At 58.7% G+C, this 24,153-nt stretch carries 21 protein-coding genes and 1 pseudogene; 11 read left to right on the forward strand and 11 right to left on the reverse strand.

What is annotated here, in order from left to right:
* Positions 1-3 precede the first annotated feature (3 nt).
* The gene (locus ACI2JX_RS04280) at positions 4-1,005 is read left to right on the forward strand and encodes an NADP-dependent oxidoreductase (RefSeq protein WP_404689464.1); all 1,002 of its coding nucleotides are present in this window, start codon (positions 4-6) and stop codon (positions 1,003-1,005) included.
* 469 nt (positions 1,006-1,474) lie between these two features.
* Positions 1,475-2,002 (forward strand): phenolic acid decarboxylase, encoded by a 528-nt coding sequence (locus ACI2JX_RS04285; protein WP_404689465.1) that lies wholly within the window; start codon positions 1,475-1,477, stop codon positions 2,000-2,002.
* 143 nt (positions 2,003-2,145) lie between these two features.
* On the opposite strand, the gene ACI2JX_RS04290 is transcribed toward ACI2JX_RS04285, so the two are convergent.
* Positions 2,146-3,093, reverse strand: a complete 948-nt coding sequence (locus ACI2JX_RS04290; protein ID WP_404689466.1) for an AraC family transcriptional regulator N-terminal domain-containing protein — start codon at positions 3,091-3,093, stop codon at positions 2,146-2,148.
* A 223-nt stretch (positions 3,094-3,316) separates the two neighbouring features.
* Here ACI2JX_RS04290 and ACI2JX_RS04295 point away from each other — a divergent pair, with 223 nt between their 5' ends.
* Both ACI2JX_RS04295 and ACI2JX_RS04300 read left to right on the forward strand, forming a co-directional pair.
* A complete protein-coding gene (locus ACI2JX_RS04295) occupies positions 3,317-4,345 on the forward strand; it encodes an alpha/beta hydrolase (RefSeq protein WP_404689467.1) in 1,029 nt (342 codons plus the stop codon).
* 81 nt (positions 4,346-4,426) lie between these two features.
* The gene (locus ACI2JX_RS04300) at positions 4,427-5,620 is read left to right on the forward strand and encodes an MFS transporter (RefSeq protein WP_312151288.1); all 1,194 of its coding nucleotides are present in this window, start codon (positions 4,427-4,429) and stop codon (positions 5,618-5,620) included.
* 167 nt (positions 5,621-5,787) lie between these two features.
* Here ACI2JX_RS04300 and dctA read toward each other — a convergent pair whose 3' ends face one another.
* Together dctA and ACI2JX_RS04310 are read right to left on the reverse strand one after the other, a co-directional pair.
* The gene (gene dctA / locus ACI2JX_RS04305; protein WP_264233541.1) at positions 5,788-7,101 is read right to left on the reverse strand and encodes a C4-dicarboxylate transporter DctA; all 1,314 of its coding nucleotides are present in this window, start codon (positions 7,099-7,101) and stop codon (positions 5,788-5,790) included.
* Positions 7,102-7,200: 99 nt separating this feature from the next.
* Positions 7,201-8,370 (reverse strand): mandelate racemase/muconate lactonizing enzyme family protein, encoded by a 1,170-nt coding sequence (locus ACI2JX_RS04310; protein ID WP_312151289.1) that lies wholly within the window; start codon positions 8,368-8,370, stop codon positions 7,201-7,203.
* A gap of 100 nt (positions 8,371-8,470) precedes the next feature.
* On the opposite strand from ACI2JX_RS04310, the pseudogene ACI2JX_RS04315 reads away from it, so the two are divergent.
* Positions 8,471-9,344, forward strand: a pseudogene (locus ACI2JX_RS04315) (LysR family transcriptional regulator).
* A 76-nt stretch (positions 9,345-9,420) separates the two neighbouring features.
* On the opposite strand, the gene ACI2JX_RS04320 reads toward ACI2JX_RS04315, so the two are convergent.
* Both ACI2JX_RS04320 and ACI2JX_RS04325 read right to left on the reverse strand, forming a co-directional pair.
* Positions 9,421-10,707 carry a CitMHS family transporter gene (locus tag ACI2JX_RS04320; protein WP_404689468.1) on the reverse strand — a complete coding sequence of 429 codons (1,287 nt, stop codon included), beginning with the start codon at positions 10,705-10,707 and terminating at the stop codon, positions 9,421-9,423.
* A 108-nt stretch (positions 10,708-10,815) separates the two neighbouring features.
* Positions 10,816-11,748 carry an SMP-30/gluconolactonase/LRE family protein gene (locus ACI2JX_RS04325; protein ID WP_264233550.1) on the reverse strand — a complete coding sequence of 311 codons (933 nt, stop codon included), beginning with the start codon at positions 11,746-11,748 and terminating at the stop codon, positions 10,816-10,818.
* A 390-nt stretch (positions 11,749-12,138) separates the two neighbouring features.
* Between ACI2JX_RS04325 and ACI2JX_RS04330 the strand changes: the two genes are divergently transcribed.
* From ACI2JX_RS04330 to ACI2JX_RS04345, 4 genes are all read left to right on the forward strand, one after another.
* Positions 12,139-13,080 (forward strand): hydroxymethylglutaryl-CoA lyase, encoded by a 942-nt coding sequence (locus tag ACI2JX_RS04330; protein ID WP_404689469.1) that lies wholly within the window; start codon positions 12,139-12,141, stop codon positions 13,078-13,080.
* Positions 13,077-14,279, forward strand: a complete 1,203-nt coding sequence (locus ACI2JX_RS04335) for a CaiB/BaiF CoA transferase family protein (protein ID WP_404689470.1) — start codon at positions 13,077-13,079, stop codon at positions 14,277-14,279. The genes ACI2JX_RS04330 and ACI2JX_RS04335 overlap by 4 nt, the downstream gene beginning before the upstream one ends.
* A gap of 176 nt (positions 14,280-14,455) precedes the next feature.
* Complete coding sequence (locus tag ACI2JX_RS04340; protein WP_264233557.1) at positions 14,456-15,775, forward strand: MFS transporter; 1,320 nt, start codon at positions 14,456-14,458, stop codon at positions 15,773-15,775.
* A gap of 134 nt (positions 15,776-15,909) precedes the next feature.
* Positions 15,910-16,677, forward strand: a complete 768-nt coding sequence (locus tag ACI2JX_RS04345; protein ID WP_264233559.1) for an IclR family transcriptional regulator — start codon at positions 15,910-15,912, stop codon at positions 16,675-16,677.
* A 156-nt stretch (positions 16,678-16,833) separates the two neighbouring features.
* On the opposite strand, the gene dkgB is transcribed toward ACI2JX_RS04345, so the two are convergent.
* The gene (dkgB, locus tag ACI2JX_RS04350; RefSeq protein ID WP_404689471.1) at positions 16,834-17,637 is read right to left on the reverse strand and encodes a 2,5-didehydrogluconate reductase DkgB; all 804 of its coding nucleotides are present in this window, start codon (positions 17,635-17,637) and stop codon (positions 16,834-16,836) included.
* A 125-nt stretch (positions 17,638-17,762) separates the two neighbouring features.
* Entirely contained in the window at positions 17,763-18,101 is a 339-nt protein-coding gene (locus ACI2JX_RS04355; RefSeq protein ID WP_404689472.1) for a hypothetical protein, read from the reverse strand.
* Positions 18,102-18,332: 231 nt separating this feature from the next.
* On the opposite strand from ACI2JX_RS04355, the gene ACI2JX_RS04360 reads away from it, so the two are divergent.
* Positions 18,333-18,914, forward strand: coding sequence for a flavin reductase family protein (locus ACI2JX_RS04360; RefSeq protein ID WP_186555182.1), 582 nt, complete (start codon positions 18,333-18,335; stop codon positions 18,912-18,914).
* 54 nt (positions 18,915-18,968) lie between these two features.
* Here ACI2JX_RS04360 and ACI2JX_RS04365 read toward each other — a convergent pair whose 3' ends face one another.
* The 4 genes from ACI2JX_RS04365 to glcD are packed head-to-tail and all read right to left on the reverse strand — an operon-like array spanning position 18,969 to position 23,157.
* Positions 18,969-19,367, reverse strand: coding sequence for a heme-binding protein (locus ACI2JX_RS04365; RefSeq protein WP_368972711.1), 399 nt, complete (start codon positions 19,365-19,367; stop codon positions 18,969-18,971).
* Between the two features lie 2 nt (positions 19,368-19,369).
* Positions 19,370-20,596, reverse strand: coding sequence for a glycolate oxidase subunit GlcF (gene glcF, locus ACI2JX_RS04370; protein ID WP_404689473.1), 1,227 nt, complete (start codon positions 20,594-20,596; stop codon positions 19,370-19,372).
* A 9-nt stretch (positions 20,597-20,605) separates the two neighbouring features.
* On the reverse strand, positions 20,606-21,658 hold the full coding sequence (gene glcE, locus ACI2JX_RS04375) for a glycolate oxidase subunit GlcE (RefSeq protein ID WP_404689474.1): 1,053 nt from the start codon (positions 21,656-21,658) through the stop codon (positions 20,606-20,608).
* A complete protein-coding gene (gene glcD / locus ACI2JX_RS04380; RefSeq protein ID WP_404689525.1) occupies positions 21,658-23,157 on the reverse strand; it encodes a glycolate oxidase subunit GlcD in 1,500 nt (499 codons plus the stop codon). The genes glcE and glcD overlap by 1 nt, the downstream gene beginning before the upstream one ends.
* A 228-nt stretch (positions 23,158-23,385) precedes the next feature.
* Between glcD and glcC the strand changes: the two genes are divergently transcribed.
* Positions 23,386-24,150: a transcriptional regulator GlcC gene (gene glcC / locus ACI2JX_RS04385; protein ID WP_404689475.1), complete on the forward strand. Its 765-nt coding sequence runs from the start codon at positions 23,386-23,388 to the stop codon at positions 24,148-24,150.
* The last annotated feature ends 3 nt before the right edge of the window (positions 24,151-24,153 follow it).

Raw genomic sequence — 24,153 nt, forward strand, 5'->3', positions numbered from 1 at the left:
GACATGAAAGCGTTTCTGATTGATCGCTACGGCAAAAATGTCGTTGGTGATATCTCTGAAGTTCCAGAGCCCAAGGTGGGCGATTTCGATGTTTTGATTGAGACTCACGCTGCAAGCGTGAACGTTCTTGATATCAAAATCCGCAAGGGCGAGTTCAAGTTGATTCTGCCTTTCCAGATGCCCCTGATCTTGGGTAACGATGTCGCTGGCAGCGTGAAGCGGATTGGTAGGAAAGTCAGTCGTTTGCGTGTGGGCGACGAGGTCTACGCACGTGTAGACCAGGCGCGTATGGGCGGCTTTGCGCAATTCGTCGCCGTCAACGAAGCGGCAGTCTCGCCCAAGCCTACCAATCTGAGCATGGAGGAGGCGGCTTCACTGCCATTGGTGGCTCTCACTGCCTGGCAGGCTTTGGCGGAAATGGCTAACGTTCAACCAGGGCAAAAGGTTTTGATCCATGCCGGCTCCGGTGGCGTCGGTAGCATCGCCATCCAAGTCGCCAAGCACCTGGGAGCATTCGTCGCAACAACCACGAGTACCGTCAATGTGCCGTGGGTTAAGGCGCTGGGTGCCGATGTGGTGATCGATTACAAGACCCAGCAGTTCGAATCGCAGTTGAGTGATTACGATGTCGTGCTCAGTGGGCTGGGCGGTGATGTTCTCGAAAAATCCCTCCAGGTACTGAAGCCAGGTGGTCAGTTGATTTCCATCTCTGGCCCACCTACCCCTGAGTTTGCTGAGCAGCTTCGCCTTTCCTGGTTGTTCAAGCAGGTCGTGCGTTTGATCAGCCGTGGGATCAGGAAAAAATCTGAGCAGAAGGGCGTCAGCTACAAGTTTCTGTTCATGAGGGAGAGTGGTGCGCAACTGGCTGAACTGGCCAAGCTGGTTGAAGCCGGCGATATCAAGCCTGTGGTAGATCGCACCTACCCGTTGGGCTCGACGCGTGATGCTCTGGCTTACGTCGCGCAAGGCAGAGCCAAAGGCAAGGTGGTCGTGAAGGTGAGGTGATCACCTGAGAGCAAAGGGGAGCGAAAGCTCCCCTTTTTCATGGCTAGGGGGTTCGTAGGGGTGGCTCAATAAGCCATCGAGGACTTATTCCGCCCTGGCCCTGGTTCGGTAGTCAAGAAGCACACGAATGCTGTGACCATGGCACTCACGAGCACCACTCCAAGCACCGCATGCGGGGGCAAACGTGAGCAGGGGTGTCGCAGGTGGTCTTCAGGTAATCCTTTCGATCCATTGCGGTCATTCACATTCCTCTGTTTGAAATGCCTGTCTCAGAGATCAGCCTTGCCGCCCAGCTTCATATGCAGGGGTCGACTGGCGAGGGCCGCATCGCCCTGCTAGCCTGAAACATCGTGTTCAAGAAGCTGTGTTCAATCATGAACTTATCTAATTCATGGTTCAGTCTGATAACCGCTCAAAGCAATCGGTCAGATCGCGATCACCGTTCCGTTCTATGGAAATAGGAGCTTCCATGCAAAATATCACTGATATAGAGCCGGCTCAGGATTTGTCATCTTTCATCGGTACCCACTTCATCTATACGTACGCCAACGGTTGGAAATATGAATGGTACGCTCGTAATGCGCACACTTGTGACTACCGAATTCATCAGGGGCTAGTCGGCGGACGGTGGGTAACGCATCAAACGATGACCTTGGTACAAGTCGGCGCGGGTCTTTTCAAAGTTGATTGGCATGAGCCGACCGGGACCTGTGTGAGCCTTTTGTTCGACGTTGCGCAACGCCGACTTCACGGAACAATTTTCTTCCCCCAATGGATTGCTGGAGAAGGGCAGCACCCGGAGAAAACAATCTGCTACCAGAATGACTTCATAGAGGACATGAATCGATTTCGAGACGAGGGCCCGGCGTACCCTTATGTCATTATCAGCGAATTTGCCAAAATAACATTTATGGAACAACGCGGCGCTGATAATGATGAAGTGATAAATGCTGCGCCCGGACAACTTCCAGACGGTTTTCTCGATAGACAAAATTGAGGTCTAGTTTCGATTGAGTCCGACGCTCAGCGATTGCGTCCTAGTAATATGCGTTGGGGAGGGTAAAAGGCCATTCGAGCGTATTCCCTGACCTGCTTTCTGCTGCCCCACCCCGGGTTGACCGGCTTCTCGAGCGCTGAGGCTCAAGGTAGGCCAGGAGTGACGGCAGCAGCTCTCTCTGCACTTGAGCGCAGTTCTGCGATGTCGCGCTTTGGCGGTGTACCGAATTGACGCACGTACTCGCGGCTGAACTGTGACGGGCTTTCATAGCCGACCTTGAAGGCAGCGGTAGCGGCATCCAGATGCTCGTTGAGCATCAACCTTTTTGCCTCGTTCAACCTCAGCCATTTTTGGTACTGCAGCGGGCTCATGGCGGTGAGCTGACGGAAATGCTGATGGAAGGTGGAGAGCCCCATCTGAACCCGGGAGGCCAGTTCGTCCACTCGCAGCGGCGCGGCGTAGTTCAGCTTCATCCAGTCGATGGCCTTGGCAATTCGATGGCCCTTGCTGCCTACGGAGGCGATATGGCGCAGCAGAGGGGCCTGGTCACTCAACAGCAACCGATAGTGGATCTCTCGTTGTACCAGAGGCCAAAGTACCGGTATCGCAGCCGGCTCCTCTAGCAGCTGAATCAGACGGGCGAAGCTCTCCAGCAATTTCGGGCTCAGTTCTCCCACGCCAGCGCTGGTATGGAAAGGCTGACCATTTACAGGAAGATGACCATCTTGCGCAATCAGCTCCGCCAGCGTGCGCAGGTCGAGCTTGAATACCAAGCCAAGACACGGTGCTGCATCGCTGGCCATCGTGACGGCTGAATTGGCGGGAATGTTTAGCGAGGTGACCAGAAAGCGAGTCGTATCGTAGGGGAATACAGCACCGCCAATGACCATTTCCTTGGCGCCCTGCGCGACCAGCACGATGCTCGGCTCGACGATGCAGGTGATTGGAGGGGCTGGGGCGTTACGTCTATACACGCTGAGGTCGGCAATGCCTGTCGCGAAATCACCAGCAGTGGGCGCGTGGGCGCCGATCACCCTGCACAGGGTGGCCAGTGGGTTCGTGCTTACGGGTAGCGGTGCGGTGGCGGCCATGGTGAGGGTTCCGATCATCGTATGGCAAAACACTACTTGCGCGTCACTTCAGCTGTCCATGTCCGAAGTGTACGGTCTGGACATTTAGGCAAGAAAACTGACCGTTTGCTCTACTGATGCGCCGCTTCACGCGCAGAAGATTAGGGCTAGGCGAGATGGTCAGTGTTCTTAGCAATGAAGGCCACTCGTTGCACTTCCATTTTGAGCAGACAGGAAGATGTGCATGAGGTCTTTATTCGTTGCGTTTGCCTTGATGGCCATTCCATTCACTGCGGGAGCCGCCGATATGTCCTATGGGGCCAACAATTTCTACAAGAGTGAGCAGGTTTCACTCGAACGGGTTTCCTTCAAAAACCAGTTCCAGATGACCACGGTCGGCAACCTGTACCTTCCGAGAAAACAGAGCGTCAATGCCAAGCATCCTGCCATCATCGTCGGGCACCCAATGGGGGCGGTGAAGGAGCAGAGCTCGAATCTTTACGCACAGAAACTGGCTGAACAGGGCTTCGTTACCCTTGCCATCGACCTGTCGTTTTGGGGCGAAAGCGACGGGCGTCCACGTAACCTGGTATCACCGGACATCTACGCCGAAGACTTCAGTGCGGCAGTCGACTATCTCAGCGCCCAGGGCTTCGTGGATCGTGACCGTATTGGCGTACTGGGCATCTGCGGCAGCGGTAGCTTCGCCATCAGTGCCGCGAAGATCGACCCACGCATGAAAGCCATTGCGACGGTCAGCATGTACGACATGGGCGCCGCCAATCGCAATGGACTCAAGCAGGGTATTACTGTCGAGCAGCGCAAGCAGGTTATTGCCGAAGCGGCTGCCCAGCGTGATGTCGAATTTGCCGGTGGGGACACCCAATACACCAGCGGCACGGTTGATCAGCTGACTGAGCAGTCCAATGACATCGAGCGGGAGTTTTACGATTTCTACCGCACCCCACGCGGTGAGTTCACCCCCAAAGGGTTGTCGCCGTTTCTGACGACGCATCCCACGCTGACCAGTAATGTCAGGTTCATGAACTTCTATCCGTTCAATGACATCGAGACGATCTCGCCACGTCCGATGCTGTTCATTGCAGGGCAGAACGCTCATTCCCGTGAGTTCAGCGAGGAGGCCTATCGCCTGGCCGGTGAGCCTAAAGAGCTGGTAATCGTACCAGGCGCAGGCCATGTCGATCTCTACGACCGCGTTGAATTGATCCCCTTCAGCACGTTGACCACTTTCTTCGGCGAGAACCTCAAGTAACTACTGCTGTCACTGGGCCCCGCTCTTACACGCTGGGCTAGGGCATCCGTGTCTTTTGAAATGGATACATCGAGAAACGCCATGAGCAGCACTGCAATATCCCTTCAACATTCAAGCCGTCAGATATGGAGCGCTGTCCTTGCGATGTCGCTCTGTGCCTTCGCCCTGGTGGCCTCTGAGTTCCTGCCAGTGAGCTTGCTCACGCCGATTGCGTCCGAGTTGTCACTTACCGAAGGCCAAGCTGGGCAGGCCATTTCCATCTCGGGTTTGTTCGCTGTAATCACCAGTCTGCTGCTTGCCACCGTCACCCAGGGGATCGACCGCAAGCCTGTGCTGTTGGTCACAACTTCGCTCATGCTGGTTTCCGGGGGGATGGTGGCGTTTGCCCCAAACTACCTGACGTTGATGGTAGGGCGCGCCGTGCTGGGCATTGCCATTGGCGGCTACTGGTCGATGTCCACTGCAGTGATGATGCGCATCGCACCTGAGGCGCTTGTGCCCAAGGCCATTGCCGTTATGCAGGGCGGTACCGCGTTGGCTACGGCAATTGCGGCGCCCGCTGGAAGTTATCTGGGTGGCATGATTGGTTGGAGAGGAGCATTCGTTTGCGTTGTGCCTTTGGCCGCCTTGGCGTTGATCTGGCAAGCCTTCACGCTGCCAGCCATGCCGAGCGAACGAACCCAAGTATCGGCCCTCGGATCCCTGCGTTTGCTGGTAGATAGCAAGGTCGCCCTCGGTATGGCTGCAGTAGCCTTCCTGTTCATGGGACAATTCACACTGTTCACTTATCTACGACCTTTCCTGGAAACGGTCACGCGTGTCGATGTGCCCACCCTCTCGCTTCTACTGTTGATTATCGGTGCCGCAGGTTTGCTGGGCACTATGTTGGTCGGCCCTCTTGTTAGCCGAAACCTGAATCGCGTTCTGGTGGGAATACCGTTGATCATGACAGCCATCGCATTCGCCGCTATCGCTGTGGGTGGCTGGATAGTTCCAGTTGCGGTTTTACTCGGCATATGGGGACTGATCGCAACGTGTGCGCCAGTGGGGTGGTTTACCTGGTTGGCCAAGGCGCTGCCGCACAATGCAGAAGCCGGTGGCGGGCTAATGGTGGCGGTGATTCAATTGGCTATCACTGCAGGCGCAACAGTAGGCGGTTTGTTGTACGACGGGATCGGCTACCCGGCTACCTTTCTTGCCAGTGGCGTATTCTTGCTCATCGCAGCCACGCTGAGTGTTATCACAAATCGCAGGCCAGCGACGCTAGCCATGTAGAGCAGGCTTTCGACTTTTCGAGGCGTCCCGCATTGCAGGCATGGTGGGCTGCTCGAAGACTACGGACCTTCTTCAGTTGAAACCCGTACCCGCTCTGACAAAGGTCTCGGCCAACTCTGCATAAAACGCCGACGCCTGCGCCTTGAAGAGACCGTCGGCGTTCTGCATCATTTTTGTGGCGCGTAAACTTCTTCTTTACCGGCTGCCTTTTCGTTATTGAGGGCAGCGATTTCCCGCTTAGCGGTCTCTACGTCAAACGAGTTGTCCCACTTCGCTATTGCGATGGTGCCAATGCCATTTCCGATGAGATTGGTTACTGCTCTGGCTTCATTGAGGAACCTGTCGATGCCCAGCAGCAGTACAAGACCAACGAGAGGAATTGAATGAATGGTGGTGAGGGTCGCGGCAAGTGTGATGAAGCCCGCACCTGCGACACCTGCAGAACCCTTCGAAGTGAGTAGGAGAACACCCAGCAAGACCAGCTGATCCATGATCGATAACGGTGTGTTGGTCGCCTGGGCCACGAAGATCGCAGCCATGGTCAGGTAGATGCAGGTGCCGTCGGCGTTGAAGGTGTATCCGGTGGGTAGCACCATTCCCACCACGGATTTCTTGCAGCCGAGCTTTTCAAGCTTTGCCATCATTCGCGGTAGCACGGCTTCGGTTGAGCAGGTACCCAATGTGACCAGGATTTCATCCTTGAAGTAGCGCAGGAACTGCGTCAGCGGAAGGCCAGACCAGCGAGCTACTGCCCCCAAAATCACCACAATGAAGATCAGGGTGGTCACGTACAGGGCGATCAGCAATTGGCCCAGTGACAGAAGCGTGCCAACTCCATACTTACCGATGGTGAAAGCCATCCCGGCACCCGCTCCAATTGGGGCCAGACGCATGACCATTGCGACAATCTTGAACAGGCCATGCAGGAACAGGTCGATGATGTTGATCAGCGGTTTGCTGGTTGGGCCCATTTGCACCAAGGCAACGCCCATCAGCACCGACAGTAGAATCACCTGCAGCATCGAGCCTTTCGCGAAGGCATCCATGAAGGTGTGAGGGATGATGTTGAGGAGAAAGTCGACAGTTCCGCCCTGTTCCTGGGCGGCTTGGCTGTACTTGCCGATAGCGCTTGCGTCCAAGGTATTGGTGTTGATGTTCATCCCTACGCCCGGCTTGACGACGTTGACGACTACCAGGCCGATAATCAGAGCCAGCGTTGAGAGAATTTCAAAATAGATCAGCGCTTTCACGCCGATGCGACCCACCTCTTTGATGTCGCCCATTTTGGCGATACCCACCACTACCGTCCCGAAAATGATCGGAGCGAGCAGCATCTTGATGAGCTTGATAAAACCATCTGCAAAGGGTTGCAGCGTTGCACCTATGGCAGGCTCCAAGTACCCAATCAGCCCGCCGATGACGATGCCAATCAATACCTGGATATAGAGCTGGCTGTACCAGCGGGACTTGGTCGTTTCCACGAGCGCACCTCATTTTATTGTTGTGATCGGCTGTGTGCTGAGCGTCATCCTGACGCTTTGGTAGTGCTGCCTCGTGGTCAAGGCAGCAACATTTGAGGATTAGCCTTCTCCCAGTTCCCGCATGACCGCATACAGCGCGGACTTGGCTTCGAAGCCAACGCCTGGAATGTCCGGCAGCCCGACATAGCCGTTTTCCACGCGGATGCCATCCGCGAATCCGCCGAAGGGCTGGAACACATCGGGGTAGGACTCGTTACCGCCCAGGTGCAGGCCTGCTGCGATGTTCAGTGACATCTGGTGGCCGCCATGGGGGACGACTCGACGGGAAGACCAGCCCAGCTCTTCCATGACCTTCAAGGTGCGCATGTACTCGACCAAGCCGTAGGAAAGGGCGCAGTCGAACTGCACGTAGTCACGATCAGATCGCATGCCTGCATGGCGGAGCAGGTTGCGGGCGTCCTGGTGCGAGAACAGGTTTTCGCCGGTCGCCATTGGCAGTTCGTAGTGATTCGCCAGCTCTGCCTGCAGGGCATAGTCGAGCGGGTCACCTGCTTCTTCGTACCAGAACAGGTTGTACGGCTTGAGGGCTTCGGCGTACGCGATGGCGGTTTTTTGGTCGAAGCGGCCATTGGCATCGACAGCCAGGCGGCGACCATCACCGACCACTTTGATCACCGCTTCGATGCGGCGGATGTCGTCTGCCAGCGGCGCTGCGCCGATCTTCATTTTGACAACGTCATAGCCGCGATCCAGATAGCCGCGCATCTCGTCCTGCAGCTTGGTGTCGTCCTTGCCTGGGTAGTAGTAACCGCCTGCTGCGTAAACCCAGACCTTGTCGTCAGCCTTGCCACCACGATAGCGGTCGGCCAGCAGGCGATACAGTGGCTTGCCTTCGATCTTGGCCACGGCATCCCAGACCGCCATATCGATGGTACCAACGGCCACCGAGCGCTCGCCGTGCCCACCAGGCTTCTCGTTGGTCATCAGGGTTTTCCAGATGGCGAACGGGTCAAGGTTGTCGTATTCCTTGTCGATCAGCGACTCTGGATCGGCTTCGGTAATGCGAGCCAGGAAGCGATCACGCATCAATGCGCCTTGACCGTAGCGACCGTTTGAGTTGAAGCCGTAGCCGATTACAGGCTTGCCGTCGCGGATCACGTCGGTGACCACGGCAACAACTGAGCAGGTCATTTTGGAGAAATCAATGTAGGCGTTGGCGATGGGCGAGGCGATGGATACGGTCTTTTCGCGGATGTCGACGATACGCATGATGCGCTCCTCTTTGTTGTTGGAGGCTTCACGGTATGCTTGGCGAAAGCGTGCGCCCAATGCTATTAATCCAGCACCCCATGCTGAAACGGCATTGCCCATGGAACTCGTCTGGCTAGAGGACTTCATTGCGTTGGCTGAGAACGGAAGCTTCGTTCGCGCGGCTGACGCACGTCATATCACCCAACCGGCGTTCAGCCGCAGAATCCGTTCGCTGGAAAGCTGGATGGGGGTGGAGTTGTTCATCCGCACGCCTCAAGGCGCGACGCTGACAGAGGCAGGCAAGCTAATCTTGCCTGGTGTGCTCGATGAGGTGGGCAGACTCTATCGAATCCGCTCCGAAGCCCAGGAGGTAGCCGGCAAGGTAGCCAAGGTGCTGCAGTTTGCGGCTACTCACTCCCTGTCATTCACGTTCTTCCCAAGGTGGATCAGATGTGCTGGTCGGGGCGCCCATCGAGGCCGTGCGGCTACATTCCGACAGCATGGCCAGCTGTGAGCAGATGCTCATGCACGGCCAGGTGCAATTCCTGCTTTGCCATGGCCACCCCGAGGTGCCGGCGCTGTTGCCGCCCGATCAATACGTCAGTAAGAAAGTCGACGATGACATCCTGATTCCTCTAGCAAGCCCGGCAGCCAGCATCGATCCTTCGCACTCGGCTATCCCTTATCTTGCCTACACCGACGAGTCGGGACTGGGGCGTATCGTTAACCATCGCTTGCGCGGCAAGCACGCCAACCTGAAGTTGCAACCGGCGTTCAGCAGCCATCTCGCCGCAGTTCTGATGTCGATGGCTCTTGAGGGTAAGGGGGTGGCCTGGCTTCCAAGAAGCCTGACGGAACAGGAGGTGGTAGATGGTCGATTGGTAAGGGCGCTGGATGCCAGCTGGGACATACCTCTCGATATCAACCTCACACGCCCACTTGCATCCATTAATCCATTTGCCGAGGCATTTTGGCGTCAGTTGCAGCAATAGCGGGCTCCATTAACGAAGCCGACTTCAAGCGCAGGTGTGCTTGCCCACCTGCGTCTTGCGCGGTTGAGCAAGACCCTCAGTTGAAAACGTCGATGGTGCCAATCGCGATAGCCGCGACGAACATTACCAGGCACGTACCGATGCTCCATCCGATGGATGCTCGCTGGTTGTCGCCGTAGTCCAGATCGAGCAGCCCACAGAGAAGGTAGGTTGAGGCAACTAGCGGGCTGAGCAGATGGACTGGCTGCCCGATCAAGCCGGCGATGGCCATCTCTTTTGCACCAATGCCGTAATGGCTCGCGGTTTCGGCCAGGATGGGAAGGATCCCGAAGTAGAAAGCATCGTTGGTCAGCACGTAGGTGAAAGGCATGCTGAGGAACGCAGTGATGACCGACATGAAATGACCAGCGGATTCAGGGATCACATGGATCAGGCTTGCCGAGATCGCTTTGATCATTCCTGTGCCGGACATGATCCCGACGAAGATGCCGGCGGCGAAGATCAGCAGGGTGACCGCCATGACGTTGTCGGCGTATTTACCGACGACTTCTTTTTGGTCTTTGACGCTTGGGAAATTCACCAATACGCCCAGGCCGAAGGCGAGCATAAAGAGGATCGGCAGGGGCATGAGGCTGAGCATCATCATGGTGATCAGCGTGATGGTGAGTACAGCGTTGAAGAGGAAGCGCCAGTCGGTCAATTTGAACTCGGTGAAATGGCTCATGACCTCATCGTGATCGAGTTGCACGACACCCAGACGACGGCGCTCCCGACTACCCAGATAGAACGCCGCGAAAATCACCCAGCCCACACCCGCGATCATCAGTGGCAGCATCTCGATGAACAGTTCAGTGATGTCTACGTGCATGGCGCTTGCCGCACGCGAGAAGGGCCCCGCCCAAGGGAGGATGTTCATCACTCCGTTGGTCAGCAACAGAACGGTGGCCAGAACCTGCAGGCTCATCCCTGTACGTCGGTATAGCGGAAGGAGTGCTGCGGTGGTGATGATGTAGGTCGTGGCGCCGTCGCCGTCCAGGCCCACGCAAATTCCGAGCACAGCGGTGCCGATGACAATCTTCAGCGGATCGCCTTTCACGCATTTGAGGATCAGCTTGATCAGCGGGTTGAACAAGCCTGCATCGGTCATCATGCAGAAGTAGAGGATCGCGAAGGTCAGCATGATCCCGGTCGGGGCCAGCATCTTCACGCCATCGAACATCATCGGGCCAAGCTGTGTTGCAAACCCGCCTAGGCTGGCGAATGCAACTGGCACCAGGATGAGCGCCACCAGTGGTGACAGCCGTTTGCTCATGACGAGGTACATGAAGCAGACGATCATTGTGTAGCTCAAGAGCGTGAGCATGTTTGCCCTCTTATTATCTGTTTTGTATGAGTTCTATGGCTCGCCAGGCTCTTTTGAGGTGCGAGCAAGGTCCGTGCGCCATGTGCACAGGGCTGCAGTACGAAGTAGTTAGGCTGGCGCGTGCGAGAACATTCGCTTCCCTGCGTGGCCGGGGTCAGCCCTCAATATGTGACCTGTCGATGAGTCAGTAATGAATAGGCCGCGATTACCTTCGCCACCAAAGGCGAGGTTGGTAAGAGTGCGACCTTCAGTGCATGACTTGAATCGATAGAGCGGCACGGCGTGGGAGTCGAATGCCCACACGCATCCATTGCCTGCATCGCAGACATACAGGTTTCCTGACTCATCCAAGGCCATACCGTCAGCGCCACTCACGCCCCCGGCCATGGCGGTGAAGACACCCACTTTGGAAGTAGTGCCATCGGGCTGTAGTGGGAGTCGCCATACTGCGTTTGCGCGAGTCATCGCTACCAGCAGCGCTTTTTCTTCAAGATCCAGCACCAGGCCATTAGGGCTAGGGCCGTTATCCACCAAACAATCCAGGCGTTGTTGCTCCAGGTCGTAGCGGAAAACTCGACCCGATGGATCGTGCATGCCTGTCTGACCTTGGTCGGTGAAGAAGAGGTGCCCTTGGCGGTCAAAAAACAGATCATTTACACCCTTGAAGCTTTCACTCCGGCGATGCGTCAGGAATGGCTCGATGCGTTTGCTGATCGGGTCGAGAACGAGGATACCGTTCTTGTAGTCGGCAATGAAAATCCGACCGTCACGATGGATTTTTAAACCATTGGGCCAGCCGTCGTATTCAATAACCAGCTCCCAGTCACCCTGTGGGGAAACCCGGAAGACTCGGCCATATGGGATGTCAGTGACATAGAGATTGCCGGCCTGGTCGAAGGAGGGCCCTTCCAGGAAACTCGCGACTTGCTGGCCTGCTTTATTGGCTCTCACCCAGTCGGAATCCCCATCACGCCAAAACTCTTTCGGCAGTCTGCTGAAGACTTCGGTTGGGCGTTCCTCGGGAGGGGCATACAGGCTCATGGCAAATCTCCATGTAAAAACAGGCGCCAGACGCTGAGGCTCAAACGGCAGGGTTGGGCCAATCTCATCAGTGTACGTTGCCTGGGATATCTTGTTGTTTCGAGCAATCGTTCTGTTAGATGGAACGATATTGCTCTTGGTAGAACACTTTCCAAGCTATTTTCTTTGCTGTCAAGTCTCGCTGGAAGCGCTCCCTCTCTTTCGAAAGCCAGCCGAAAAGGCAACCACCTCCGTTCATCGTCAGCCTCATTGACAGATGCGGAAATGTGGGGAGATACTGAAACAGAACGCAATTCTGCCTGACAGAACAATCATAAAAACAGCGCTCCGCCTTGTTGCTGCACTGCATGAATGTTCGGGCAGGCTCTCCCCAGCTACAGGAGAACCTCCGTGAAAAAAGCGACAGATATCGACATCCTCGTCAGCGAAGTCGGGCCCAGAGATGGCTTACAGAGCGTCAAGGCCAGCATGCCCACCGAGTTGAAGCTGGAGTGGATTTCGGCTCTGGCGGGCGCCGGTTTGAGAGAAATCGAAGTCGGGTCATTTGTATCGCCAAAGCTGCTGCCGCAGATGGCAGATACTGCCCAGGTAGTAGCCCACGCCCTGACTCTGCCAGGTCTTTTCGTCACTGCGCTGGTGCCGAACCTCAAGGGTGCCGAAGCCGCTTTCAACGCGGGTGTGCACAAGATCACGCTGCCCATTTCCGTGAGCGAGCAGCACTCGCTGTCAAACATCCGCAAGACACACGCTCAAGTCTTTGATGAGGTTCAGGCGGTGGTTGCCTTGCGTAATGAGCGCTTCCCGAATGTCCTGATCGAAGCCGGCGTTTCGACAGCCTTCGGATGCACACTTAAAGGTGTTGTAACTGACGACGAGACCATGGCGATTGCCTTGAAAATGGCGGAACTGGGAGTAGACGAGGTCGGCCTTTCAGACACGGTCGGCTACGCCAACCCGGTTCAAGTGCGTCGACTGTTCACTCGCCTGTTCCAAGAGCTCGGCGCGCTCGCAGGCAGCGCCCACTTCCACAACACTCGCGGCCAGGGGCTGGCCAACGTCGTCGCCGCTCTGGAGGCAGGCGTGAAGACCTTCGATGGCTCCCAAGGCGGCTTGGGTGGCTGTCCATACGCACCGGGGGCCTCGGGCAACATCGTCACTGAAGACCTGGTGTATCTCCTGGAGTGCATGGGCCTGAAAACCGGTGTGGACATTGATCGCTTGGTTGCGGCGCGTGAAGTGCTTCGCCGTGGGCTACCAGGCGAACCCGTGTACGGCTTCATTCCAGATGCCGGTGTCGGCAAGAATTTCATCTATGCGAAGGAGGCCGTATGAGCCAGCAAGAAGTGCAGTCTCTGCCCCTGGCAGGTATTCGCGTAGTCGAGTTTGTTCACATGGTGATGGGCCCAACCTGCGGGTTGCTGCTTGCCGATCTCGGTGCCGAGGTCATCAAGGTAGAACCCGTTCCAGAGGGTGACAACACTCGCCGTCTGATGGGTTCTGGCGCCGGCTACTGGATGACCTACAACCGCAACAAAAAAAGTTTTGCGGTAGACATCAAGTCCGAAGAAGGCATGGCTGCGGTGAAGAAACTGCTCGCCACGGCAGATGTCGTTACAGAGAACTTCCGCCCTGGCGCCATGGAGAAATTGGGCCTGGGCTATGAGCAGGTCAAGGCCATCAAGCCGGACATCATTTACAGCTCGATGAAGGGCTTCCTGCCAGGCCCCTACGAGAAGCGCACGGCGCTCGATGAGGTCGTACAGATGATGACGGGCTTGGCTTACATGACGGGGCCTGTCGGGCGCCCATTGCGCGCCGGAGCCTCTGTCAACGACGTGATGGGCGGTATGTTCAGCACTGTCTCTATTCTTGCTGCCCTGCTGCAGCGCAAAGAGACTGGCCGTGGTCAGTTCGTACAGACCGGTCTGTTCGAAAACTCGGCATTCCTTGTCGCTCAGCACATGATGCAGAAAGTCGTGACTGGTAAAGCGGCGGCACCAATGCCGAGCCGAATTTCGGCGTGGGCCATCTATGACGTGTTCGAGACTGCCCAGGAAGGTGAGCAGGTCTTTATGGGCGTCGTCAGCGACAGTCAGTGGGTCTCTTTCTGCGAAACCTTCGACTTCCCTGAACTTGGAAATGACGCCGGCCTGCGCCGGAACAACCAGCGGGTTTCAGCCCGGGATCGAATAATCCCTCTGGTGCGGGAGCGCTTGTCTGGCATGGATAAGCAGACCGTGATGGCGCTCTGTGAGAAAGCCGGCTTGCCGTTTTCCCCCATCCAACGACCGGAAGACATGTTTGAGGATGAGCACCTCAAGCAGTCTGGCGGTTTGGCAGAGCTGACGTTGCCAGATGGCGAGCAGGTGAAGGTGCCGATGCTGCCTTTGGAGATGAACGGCCAGCGTTTCGGGGCTCGTCTCAATGTCCCGAAGCTAGGCAGCCATTCGAGGGAGCTGCTTGCACAGCTGGGTTACGACGACGACCAGATCATTCAGCTCGAGTCTACCGGCGCGATCAAAACCGCTTGATCGGATTCGGTGCGGGTCTGCTTTGAAGACCCGCTCCAGATGACTTTTACGTCGTGCTCGAAATGATTCTCGGGCGAAATCAGCAGCACTGAAGGTACGGGACGTACCACCGGTCTGCGCTCACCGATGGCCCATCCAGCCACGGTATTCATAACAACAAAACCGAGGATACAGTCATGGCTAATGTCACGACCCCGGATACCCATTTGTCCATGCCGCTGCCTGAAGCCACATCTGCGTTGCAGCAAAGAGCAATGAAGAAGGCCGCTTGGCGCCTGATTCCATTGCTGGCACTGGCCTATTTCTTCAACTACCTGGATCGCACCAGTGTTGGTTACGCAGCCCTGCAGATGACCGACCAGCTCGGGCTTACTGCCGCTCAGTTTGGCCTAGGTGCAGGGATCATGTTTGTGGGCTATTGCCTCTGCGAAGTACCCAGTAACCTGGCTATGTACCGGTTCGGCGCACGCCTCTGGATGGCCCGAATCATGATCACCTGGGGGCTTGCCGCAGCAGCCACGGCATTCGTTATCGGCCCCTATAGTTTCTATGTTGTTCGCTTCCTTTTGGGGGTTGCCGAGGCCGGCTTCTTCCCTGGCGTAATCTTCTTCCTCACCCTCTGGTTCCCAGCCCAATACCGTACTCGGGTACTGGCTTGGTTCACGGTTGCAACGCCGATCTCTTTCCTTGTGGGGGGCCCACTTTCTATCTACCTGCTGCAAATGCACGGTGCTTGGGGGCTCGCGGGTTGGCAATGGATGTTCATCATTGAGGGTTTGCCAGCTTGTGTGCTGGGGTTCATCACTTTGAAGGTGCTTGCAAACCGGCCTAGTGAGGCCAAGTGGTTGTCCCAGGAAGAGAAGGATGCTCTCACCGGTATGCTGGAGAAGGAAAAGGCCAATACCCAAAAAAGCCACGGCTTCGCTGCAGCACTCAAGGATCCGCGAGTGTGGATCCTGAGCTCCATCACCTTCAGCTTCACCATCGGCACCTACGGTATCGGTATCTGGCTGCCGCAGATGCTGAAGGCGCAGGGTGTAGAAATAAGCTTGATCGGATGGGTCGCTGCAGTACCGTACTTCTTCTCAACCATCGGCCTATTGTTCTGGGCCAAGCATGTCGACCGGAGCGGCCGCGGGATCTTGAACCTGATCATTGCGCTGGTACTGGCCGGTCTTGCCTTGATCTTTGCGCTGAACATGAACGCCCTGATCCCAGCGCTGGCAGGCATCACCCTGGCCTTGGTGGGAACAATCTCGGCGAAAACGATCTTCTACACGTTGCCGGCGAAGTTCCTGAGTGGCCAAGCCGCTGCTGGGGGTATTGCTCTGATCAACTCTATCGGTGCCTTCGGCGGATTTGTCGGGCCCTACCTAATGGGCTTCCTGAAGGACTACACCCAGTCTTTCACGGCGGGCCTAATGGTCATGGGATGCATCCTGTTCTTTGCTGCATTGATGGCGTTGTCCCTGCGACTGTTCATGCGCGATGCCTGATGCGCAAGTTCTTCCAGTAGAACGGTGTTCTGGAGAATGGACTAGCTGCCAACCGTACTCACAGGTAAGGTATCAGCCATCTGAACGGCCCCTTTGAGGGGCCGCTTTTTCATGATTGCGCCGAGAATAAGCCTATGTCGCCAAAAGATGAGCCAGTGGTAGCCGATGCTTCCAAGAACAATGCTGACGGTGGGGTGGCGGCGGTTGATAGAGCTTTTGCGATTCTCGGGGCTTTCGAGCCTGATCGAAGCACTCTCCCGTTAGCTGAAATCGCTCGTCGCACGGGGTTGTATAAAAGCACCATCCTTAGGCTCATGAGTTCTCTGGAGAGGGCTGGATTTATCAGGCGACTGGCTGATGGACAGTATGCTGTGGGTCATGAGCCCTTGCGCCTGGCTCAGATTTACCAATCTTCCTTCCGGCTGCGAGACACGATTTACCCGGTGCTCGAAGCGCTCACTGAGGAGAGCGGCGAGACCTCGTCCTTCTACGTGATCGAGAACGATATACGGGTGGTGCTGTTCCGTGTTGAACCTAAACGCGCAGTACGCTTTAGCATCCATGAGGGTGATCGATTTCCGCTGCATGCCGGGGCTTCCGGGAAGATCCTCAGGGCATTTGGCCCGCCAGCGGATCGCGCTTTGGCTGAGGTGCGGGAGCAGTTCTGGGCAACCTCATTTGGGGAGCGTGATCCCGAGACATCGTCGATCTCTGCCCCTGTATTTGGTGTCGACCATGAGTTTAAAGGGGCTTTGACGTTGTCTGGCCCATCCGAGCGATTCAACAAGGATCAGCTACAAGCAGCCCGGCTAATGCTGTTGAAGCGTGCCGCCCAGGCGACGAGCCTGATCGGGGGAAGCAATCGAGAGCTCCTGGCTGCACTAGAGCGGTGTGGAGTTTAATCACGCCATCGGTACTCATTGTAAGTTCTGCCCAATACCTGGGATGCCTAGAACAGTCACGGCGCTCAGGCGTAATGTTCAGCAAGGCCAGAGCGTCTGAATTCCCTGGTCGTCTAGGTCAGCGTGTGTTGGGGCCGCATGGCGGCCCCAGGGCTTTCAGTCCCAGGCAGGCGCCAGGCTCTCTGGGCTGACCAGGCGTTCAGCCCGCTCCAGTGCGGCGATTTGCGCCATGTCTGCATCGCTCAAGCGCAATGCGCCAGCTTTGAAATTGCCGGCCAGGTTTTCCCGCTTGGTGGAGGAGGGGATGACCGCGTAACCCAACTGCATGGCCCAGGCCAGGGCTACTTGCGCGGCAGTGGCGCCGTGCTGCTGGGCGATAGCCTGGATCACAGGATCGTGCAGCACCTTGCCGTAGCCCAGGGTCATGTACGAGGTCACGCCAATCCCGTGCTGCTGCATGAAGCCCACCAGCTTGCGATTCTGCAAATAGGGGTGCAGCTCGATCTGATTGGTAATGATCACGCCTTCGCCGACGGTGCCGATGGCTTGCTGCAACAAGTCGATGGTGAAGTTGGACACGCCGATATGCCGGGTCAGGCCTTGTTTCTGCGCTTCTACCAGGGCACCCATGAATTCGGCGACCGGTACTGCGCCTTTGGGCGATGGCCAGTGAATCAGGGTCAGGTCCAGATAGTCGGTGCGCAGCTTGCTCAGGCTTTCCTTGAGGCTGGGGATCAGCTTGTCGGCGCCCAGATTTTCGGTCCAGATCTTACTGGTCAGGAACAGCTCGCTGCGCGGCACGCCGCTGTCGGCGATGGCTTGGCCGACCTCGGCTTCGTTGCCGTAGATCTGCGCGGTATCGATGGCCCGGTAGCCAAGCTCCAGAGCAGTGCGCACCGAATCGATGACCACCTGGTCTTTGAGCCGGAAGGTGCCGAGGCCGAGGGCAGGGACAGTCATAGGGTGAACTCCTTGCTGAGGTACGAGAGAAGAGCTTCAGTATGGCTGCCCTGAGCGCCGGTGAAATAGCCACAGCGGCGCATTTGTTCTTTGACTTCACGGCAACAATCAGTGTGTTTGGCCTTTCAAAACCGCGCTGTACTGACGGTGATATAGCCCTTTTCCGGCAGGGCAATACGGATCACCGTCTCGTCTTGTGGCGCCTTGCGCTTTTGCTTGATCCGCACACCGTCCACTGCGGCGGCGCGCATCCGTTCACGAATGACCCGGCCCGAGGGGTCAAAAAACGCCTCGCTGGCCAGCAGTTCGATACGCTCGACCAACTGCCGGGTCTGCTCGTCGGTGGCACAGAAAAACAGCACGCCGGATAAGTGCGGGTCGTCTTCCGGGTTGCTTATATCGTGAGCAAGCAGTTGGCGTAGGGTGTGGCGAAGCTCAGTGGTGCAGCGACGTTGTGAGAGCACGGGGAGACCTCCTGGAAAGTGTGCGCCTTATCTCGACTGAAGCGTGACTGTGGGATCATGTTTCTGAGTGGCCCTACCCACAAGTAAGGCATTTCCGTGTTTCGGGTAGGACTTTTCCTTGTTCGTGGCCTTCGCAACCTGAGCCGTCCCTGAGGCCAGACTGGCTGGCAGGGATGTGAGCCGTTCGGCACAATTGCTGTTACGTCTACCGTGCAGTCCCTAGGAGTCTCAATGAACAGCCATTTTCAGCCTGTCGACCTGAACAAAGCCTATCGCTTGCTCAATCATGGTCCGACCGTACTGGTGTCGGCAGGGCACGCGGGGGTTGAGAATGTCATGGCCGCCGCCTGGGCCTGCGCGCTGGACTTCGCCCCGCCCAAGGTCACCGTGGTGCTCGATAAAAGCACCCGCACTCGGCAATTGGTGGAGGGCAGTGGCTGGTTCGTGCTGCAGCTACCCACCGCCGCGCAAGCGCGCCTGACCCATCAGGTTGGTACCCGCAGCCAGCTCGACGACCCCGCCAAGCTGGCGCGCATTGGTGTGCAGTTGACGCGTATCGAGGGCTATCCAGCGCCTTTGGTCAATGATTGTTCAGCCTGGCTGATGTGCCGGGTGATCGACGAGCCGCACAACCAGAACACCTATGACTTGTTCATCGCTGAGGTGGTCGCGGCCTGGGCAGACGATCGCGTGTTCAAGGATGGCCACTGGCGTTACGAGCATGCCGACGCCAGCCTGCGCAGCTTGCACTACGTTGCAGGCGGGCATTTCTACACCATCGGCGAGCCGCTGGTGATCGACGAGCGGGATTGATTACGCCGATCCCAGGCAGCGATGGGCCGGTACTGCGGGGTGGCGGCCATAGTGTCACAACGCCGCCGCACCGGCTTTGGCCACTTGGGCATCCTGCTCGGGCTTGACCCCGGAAACGCCAATCGCGCCCACTACCTGGCCATCGACCCGCAGCGGCACGCCGCCTTCCAGGCTGGTCAACATAGGCGCGGTGACGAACGCCGTGCGCCCGCCATTGACCATCTGCTCGTAATCGCGTGTTTCGCGTCGGCCAAGCGCCGCGCTGCGGGCCTTTTCCACGGCGATGTAGGCGCTGGCCGGGGCGCAGCCATCCATACGCTCCAGGGCCAATGGATGACCGCCATCATCGACCACCGCGATGGTCACCTGCCACTGATGAATCTGCGCGTCCTGGCGGGCCGCGGCGAGCAGCCGGGCGACCTCCGCCTGGCCCAATACCGACTTGCTGTGCATGGTCAAATCTCCTGATTGAGGGCTGCTTCGACGATTTCGATCCAGTGCCGTACCGGTGTCCTCCCAGCGCCATCGAGGTGGGTCTGGCAGCCGATATTGGCGGTGGCGATGAGTTGCGGTTTGCCACTCTCAAGGGCATTGAGGCGGTTGTCGCGCAACTGCCGCGACAGCTGCGGCTGGGTCAGCGAGTAGGTTCCGGCCGAGCCGCAGCACAAGTGGCCGTCGGGCACTGCGGTGAGGGTGAAGCCGAGTCGGCGCAACAGCCGCTCCACTTCACCGCCAAGCTTGAGCGCATGTTGCAGGGTGCACGGGCAGTGGAAGGCCAAACGCTGTTCGGCGCACACGCCAAGGTGCTCGACGGGCTCGTCGCGCAGCACCTCGACCAGGTCGCGGGCCAGGGCGCTGACTCGTGCTGCCTTGGCGGCGTAGTGTGGATCGTGCTCCAGCAGATGGCCGTATTCACGCACGAACGCACCGCAGCCACTGGCGGTTTGCACAATGGCCTCGGCGCCGGCCTCGACCGCCGGCCACCAGGCGTCGATATTGCGCCTGGCGCGCTGCAGGCCTTGCGCCTGGGCGTTGAGGTGGTAGTCGACCGCGCCGCAGCAGCCGGCCTGGCGGGCCGGTTCGACGCTGATCCCCAGGCGGTCGAGCAAGCGCGCGGCAGCAGCGTTGGTATTGGGCGAAAGCGCCGGCTGCACGCAACCTTCGAGCAGCAGTACGCGACGTGCATGGCGCGCCTGCGGGCGCTGGCCGGGAGCGACTACCTGCGCCGGCAACTTGGCCTTGAGGCTGGCCGGCAGCACCGGCCGCAGGGCCTGACCGGTGCGGGCCAGGGCTTTGAACAGGGCCGGACGCGGCACCACTGCGCGCAGTCCTTCGCGCAGCAGGCGCTGGGACAAGGGCCGCGGCACCTGCTGCTCGACCACTGCGCGGCCGATGTCCAGCAGGTCGTGATACTTGACCCCCGACGGGCAGGTGGTTTCGCAGTTGCGGCAGGTCAGGCAGCGGTCCAAGTGCAGCTGGGTGCTGGCGCTGACCGGTTCACCTTCAAGCACTTGCTTGATCAGGTAGATCCGTCCGCGTGGCCCATCCAATTCGTCGCCGAGCAATTGATAGGTGGGGCAGGTGGCCGTGCAGAAGCCGCAATGCACGCATGAGCGCAGGATGCTCTCGGCCTCTTCAGCGCGGGCCAGGCGCTTGCTCGATTCACTCAGAGTGGTTTGCATGGCGTGGCCTCACAGGTCTGGGTACAGGCGGCCAGGGTTGAAAATGCCCTGGGGATCGAGTTGCTGCTTGAGCGCGCGGTGATAACGCAGCAACGCCTCTGTCAGCGGCGCCGTGCTGTCTGTGCCGGCGGCATAGCCGGTGACATGGCCGCCGACCTCGGCCAGCTGTGCGCGGATCTGCGCAGCTGGGGCTGAAGACTTCAGCCAACGCTGGGCGCCTCCCCAATCGATCAGCTGGCGCCCGGGCAGTTGCAGTTCACCGGTGGCATGGGGCACAGACAACCGCCACAGCGGTTCTGGTGCCTGGAAAAACGCCAGGCGTTGCTCACGCAGGTCGCTCCAGAAACGGTTGTCGAGGGTCTCGCCACCCAGCCGCTGGCGCGCTGACAGCACCGAGCCTTCACCGCCTTCAAGGCGCAGGTACAGCGCCTCGCCATCGTGGCAGGCGGCGCTGATCGGCAGCGGCTGTTGGCCCCACTCGGCCAGCTCGGCCAGGGCCTGATGACTGTCCATTACCAGGCGCAGGCTCAAGGTTTGCCGCGGCCGCGGCAGCACCTTGAGTGACACTTCGGTGAGCAGCCCGAGGCAGCCGAAACTGCCCACCATCAACCGCGAGACATCGTAGCCGGCAACGTTCTTCATCACCTCGCCGCCAAAACGCAACAGCTTGCCGTGGCCGGTGATCAGCCGCGTGCCCAGTACATAGTCACGCACTGACCCAGCCCAAGGCCGACGTGGCCCGGACAACCCCGCCGCAACCATGCCGCCCAGTGTCGCGTTGGGCCCCAGGTGCGGCGGCTCGCAGGGCAGCATCTGCCCGGCTTCATGCAACGCGGCTTCGATTTCCAGCAATGGCGTCCCGGCGCGGGCGGTGAGCACCAGCTCGGTCGGGTCATAGCTGACGATGCCGCGATGGCCGCGGGTATCGACGATCTCGCCGGCCACCGGATTGCCGAGCATGGCCTTGCTGTTGCCACCCTGAATGCGCAGTGGGTTGCCAAGGTTCAGGGCCTGGTTGACCTGTTCGAGCAGGTCCTGGCTGAGGTCGCGGTCCATGCTCATCAGAAACGCTCCAGGTCAGGGAAGGGCAGTTGGCCGTGGTGCACGTGCATCGCGCCGAATTCAGCGCAGCGGTGCAGGGTCGGGATGTTCTTGCCGGGGTTGAGCAGGCCTTGTGGGTCGAACGCGGCTTTGACCGCGTGGAACAGGGTGATCTCGTCATTGTTGAACTGGGCACACATCTGGTTGATTTTTTCGCGCCCCACGCCATGCTCGCCGGTAATGCTGCCGCCAACCGCCACGCACAATTCGAGGATCTTGCCGCCGATCGCCTCGGCCCGCTCCAGCTCGCCCGGCAGGTTGGCATCGAACAGGATCAACGGGTGCATGTTGCCGTCCCCAGCATGGAAGACGTTGGCCACCCGCAGGCCATGCTGTTCGGACAGCTCGGCAATGCCCTTGAGCACCCGTGGCAGCTCGCGGCGAGGGATGGTGCCGTCCATGCAGTAGTAATCCGGCGAAATCCGCCCCACGGCCGGGAAGGCGTTCTTGCGCCCAGCCCAGAAGCGCACGCGCTCGGCCTCATCACAGGCCAGCCGGACCTTGCTGGCACCGGCCTGCTCGAGCACCGCCTGCACCCGTTCGCAGTCGTCCTGTACATCGGCCTCGACGCCATCGAGCTCGCACAGCAGGATCGCCGCAGCCTCGACCGGATAGCCGGCATGAATGAAGTCTTCAGCGGCGCGAATCGCCAGGTTGTCCATCATCTCCAGTCCACCCGGGATGATCCCGGCGGCGATGATCTCGGCCACCGCCCGGCCCGCGTCCTCGACCCGCTCGAAGCTGGCCAGCAGCACCCGCGCTACCTGCGGCTTGGGCAGCAGCTTGACGGTGACTTCGGTGACGATCCCAAGCATGCCCTCGGAGCCAGTGAACAACGCCAACAGGTCGAAGCCTGGGCTGTCCAAGGCATCGCTGCCCAGGGTCAGGCGCTCGCCCTCGATGGTGAGGATTTCCACCTTGAGCAGGTTGTGCACGGTCAGGCCGTACTTCAAGCAGTGCACGCCACCGGCGTTCTCGGCGACATTGCCGCCGATCGAACAGGCGATCTGCGACGAGGGATCAGGCGCGTAGTACATGCCATAGGGCGCTGCCGCCTGGGAGATCGCCAGGTTACGCACACCTGGCTGGACGCGGGCGTAACGCCCTTGCGCATTGACCTCAAGGATATGGTTGAAGCGCGCCATCACCAGCAAGATGCCCTTGCTCAGCGGCAAGGCGCCACCCGACAGGCCGGTGCCGGCTCCGCGAGCCACTACCGGCACCCCGCGTTGATGGCAGAGCTTGAGCAAGGTTTGTACCTGTTCCAGGCGCTCGGGCAGTACCACCAGCAGCGGCACCGTGCGGTAGGCCGAGAGGCCATCGCACTCGTAGGGCTTGAGGTCTTCGTTGCGGTGCAGAATCTCAAGGTCGGGCAGGGCATCGCGCAGGGCCAGCAGCAGCTGTTGCTGGTCGATAGCTGGCAGGGGCCCATCTACGCGTTCGTCGTAGAGGATATTCATCAGGTTCACTCGCCAAGATTCTTGTAGTTGTCCAGGCCGCCAAGGGCCCGATTTCCGGCATAGCTGTGACCATTCCAGCGTGCGCGCGTATGGCGCTGTGGTCGAGCGATTACGTAACTGGTCCTACCAGTTTTTTCAAAACTGCTACCTTGAAATAGGGCGATATCTAGCCCGTTGAGGCTGAGGTCCGTGAGCTGATACCAGTGGTCCTACCAGTTGGAGCGGTGCATGAGCGTAGAACGCAAAACTCAAGTCGCCGATCAGGTGGCTGAGAAGGTGGAGAAGTTGATCGTCGATGGCGTGCTCAAGGTCGGCCAGCCCCTGCCTTCGGAGCGGCGCTTGGTGGAAAAGCTTGGCTGCTCGCGCTCAGCGCTGCGTGAGGGCCTGCGCATCCTGCGCGGGCGCGGCATCATCGATACCGAACAGGGCCGCGGTTCGTTCGTCGCCCAGCTCAGCGGTCGTGACAGCCTTAGCCCGCTGATGCACCTGTTCAGCTCGCAGCCGCGCACGCTGTTCGACCTGTTGGAAGTGCGCGCGCTGCTGGAAGCTGAATCCGCGCGCCTGGCAGCGCTGCGGGCGACCGATGTCGACCGCCTGCTGATCCGCCGCCGCTACGAAGACATGCTGGCCGCGCATGCTTCCAGCGACAGCCTCGACCCGCGAGAGCATGCTCGCCGCGACCATGCTTTTCACCGCGCCATCAGCGAGGCGTCGCACAATCCGGTGCTGGTACATACCCTGCAATCACTCAGCGACTTGACCCTGAGCACCGTGTTCGCCTCGGTCAACAACCTCTACTGCCGCCCGGCGCAAAAGCGCCAGATCGATCGCCAGCATGCGCGGTTGTACCAGGCGGTAATGGAGCAGTTGCCCGAGCAGGCGCAGCGTGCGGCGCGCGAGCATATCAACGGCATTCGCGACAGCCTGCGCGAGATCGAGCAGGAGGAGCAGCGCTTGGTCAGGGCGACCATGCGCATGGATGGCTGGGGCTGAACT

Origin of the sequence: Pseudomonas sp. NPDC088890, from assembly GCF_044900155.1 — a bacterium.
Classification (GTDB): domain Bacteria; phylum Pseudomonadota; class Gammaproteobacteria; order Pseudomonadales; family Pseudomonadaceae; genus Aquipseudomonas; species Aquipseudomonas urmiensis.

Bases quoted from the DNA above. Each gene is read 5' to 3' on its own strand.
- ACI2JX_RS04280 (WP_404689464.1), top strand. From the start codon at position 4: ATGAAAGCGTTTCTGATTGATCGCTACGGCAAAAATGTCGTTGGTGAT.
- ACI2JX_RS04285 (WP_404689465.1), top strand. From the start codon at position 1,475: ATGCAAAATATCACTGATATAGAGCCGGCTCAGGATTTGTCATCTTTC.
- ACI2JX_RS04290 (WP_404689466.1), bottom strand. From the start codon at position 3,093: ATGGCCGCCACCGCACCGCTACCCGTAAGCACGAACCCACTGGCCACC.
- ACI2JX_RS04295 (WP_404689467.1), top strand. From the start codon at position 3,317: ATGAGGTCTTTATTCGTTGCGTTTGCCTTGATGGCCATTCCATTCACT.
- ACI2JX_RS04300 (WP_312151288.1), top strand. From the start codon at position 4,427: ATGAGCAGCACTGCAATATCCCTTCAACATTCAAGCCGTCAGATATGG.
- ACI2JX_RS04310 (WP_312151289.1), bottom strand. From the start codon at position 8,370: ATGCGTATCGTCGACATCCGCGAAAAGACCGTATCCATCGCCTCGCCC.
- ACI2JX_RS04320 (WP_404689468.1), bottom strand. From the start codon at position 10,707: ATGCTCACGCTCTTGAGCTACACAATGATCGTCTGCTTCATGTACCTC.
- ACI2JX_RS04325 (WP_264233550.1), bottom strand. From the start codon at position 11,748: ATGAGCCTGTATGCCCCTCCCGAGGAACGCCCAACCGAAGTCTTCAGC.
- ACI2JX_RS04335 (WP_404689470.1), top strand. From the start codon at position 13,077: ATGAGCCAGCAAGAAGTGCAGTCTCTGCCCCTGGCAGGTATTCGCGTA.
- ACI2JX_RS04340 (WP_264233557.1), top strand. From the start codon at position 14,456: ATGGCTAATGTCACGACCCCGGATACCCATTTGTCCATGCCGCTGCCT.
- ACI2JX_RS04345 (WP_264233559.1), top strand. From the start codon at position 15,910: ATGTCGCCAAAAGATGAGCCAGTGGTAGCCGATGCTTCCAAGAACAAT.
- dkgB (WP_404689471.1), bottom strand. From the start codon at position 17,637: ATGACTGTCCCTGCCCTCGGCCTCGGCACCTTCCGGCTCAAAGACCAG.
- ACI2JX_RS04360 (WP_186555182.1), top strand. From the start codon at position 18,333: ATGAACAGCCATTTTCAGCCTGTCGACCTGAACAAAGCCTATCGCTTG.
- ACI2JX_RS04365 (WP_368972711.1), bottom strand. From the start codon at position 19,367: ATGCACAGCAAGTCGGTATTGGGCCAGGCGGAGGTCGCCCGGCTGCTC.
- glcF (WP_404689473.1), bottom strand. From the start codon at position 20,596: ATGCAAACCACTCTGAGTGAATCGAGCAAGCGCCTGGCCCGCGCTGAA.
- glcE (WP_404689474.1), bottom strand. From the start codon at position 21,658: ATGAGCATGGACCGCGACCTCAGCCAGGACCTGCTCGAACAGGTCAAC.
- glcD (WP_404689525.1), bottom strand. From the start codon at position 23,157: ATGAATATCCTCTACGACGAACGCGTAGATGGGCCCCTGCCAGCTATC.
- glcC (WP_404689475.1), top strand. From the start codon at position 23,386: ATGAGCGTAGAACGCAAAACTCAAGTCGCCGATCAGGTGGCTGAGAAG.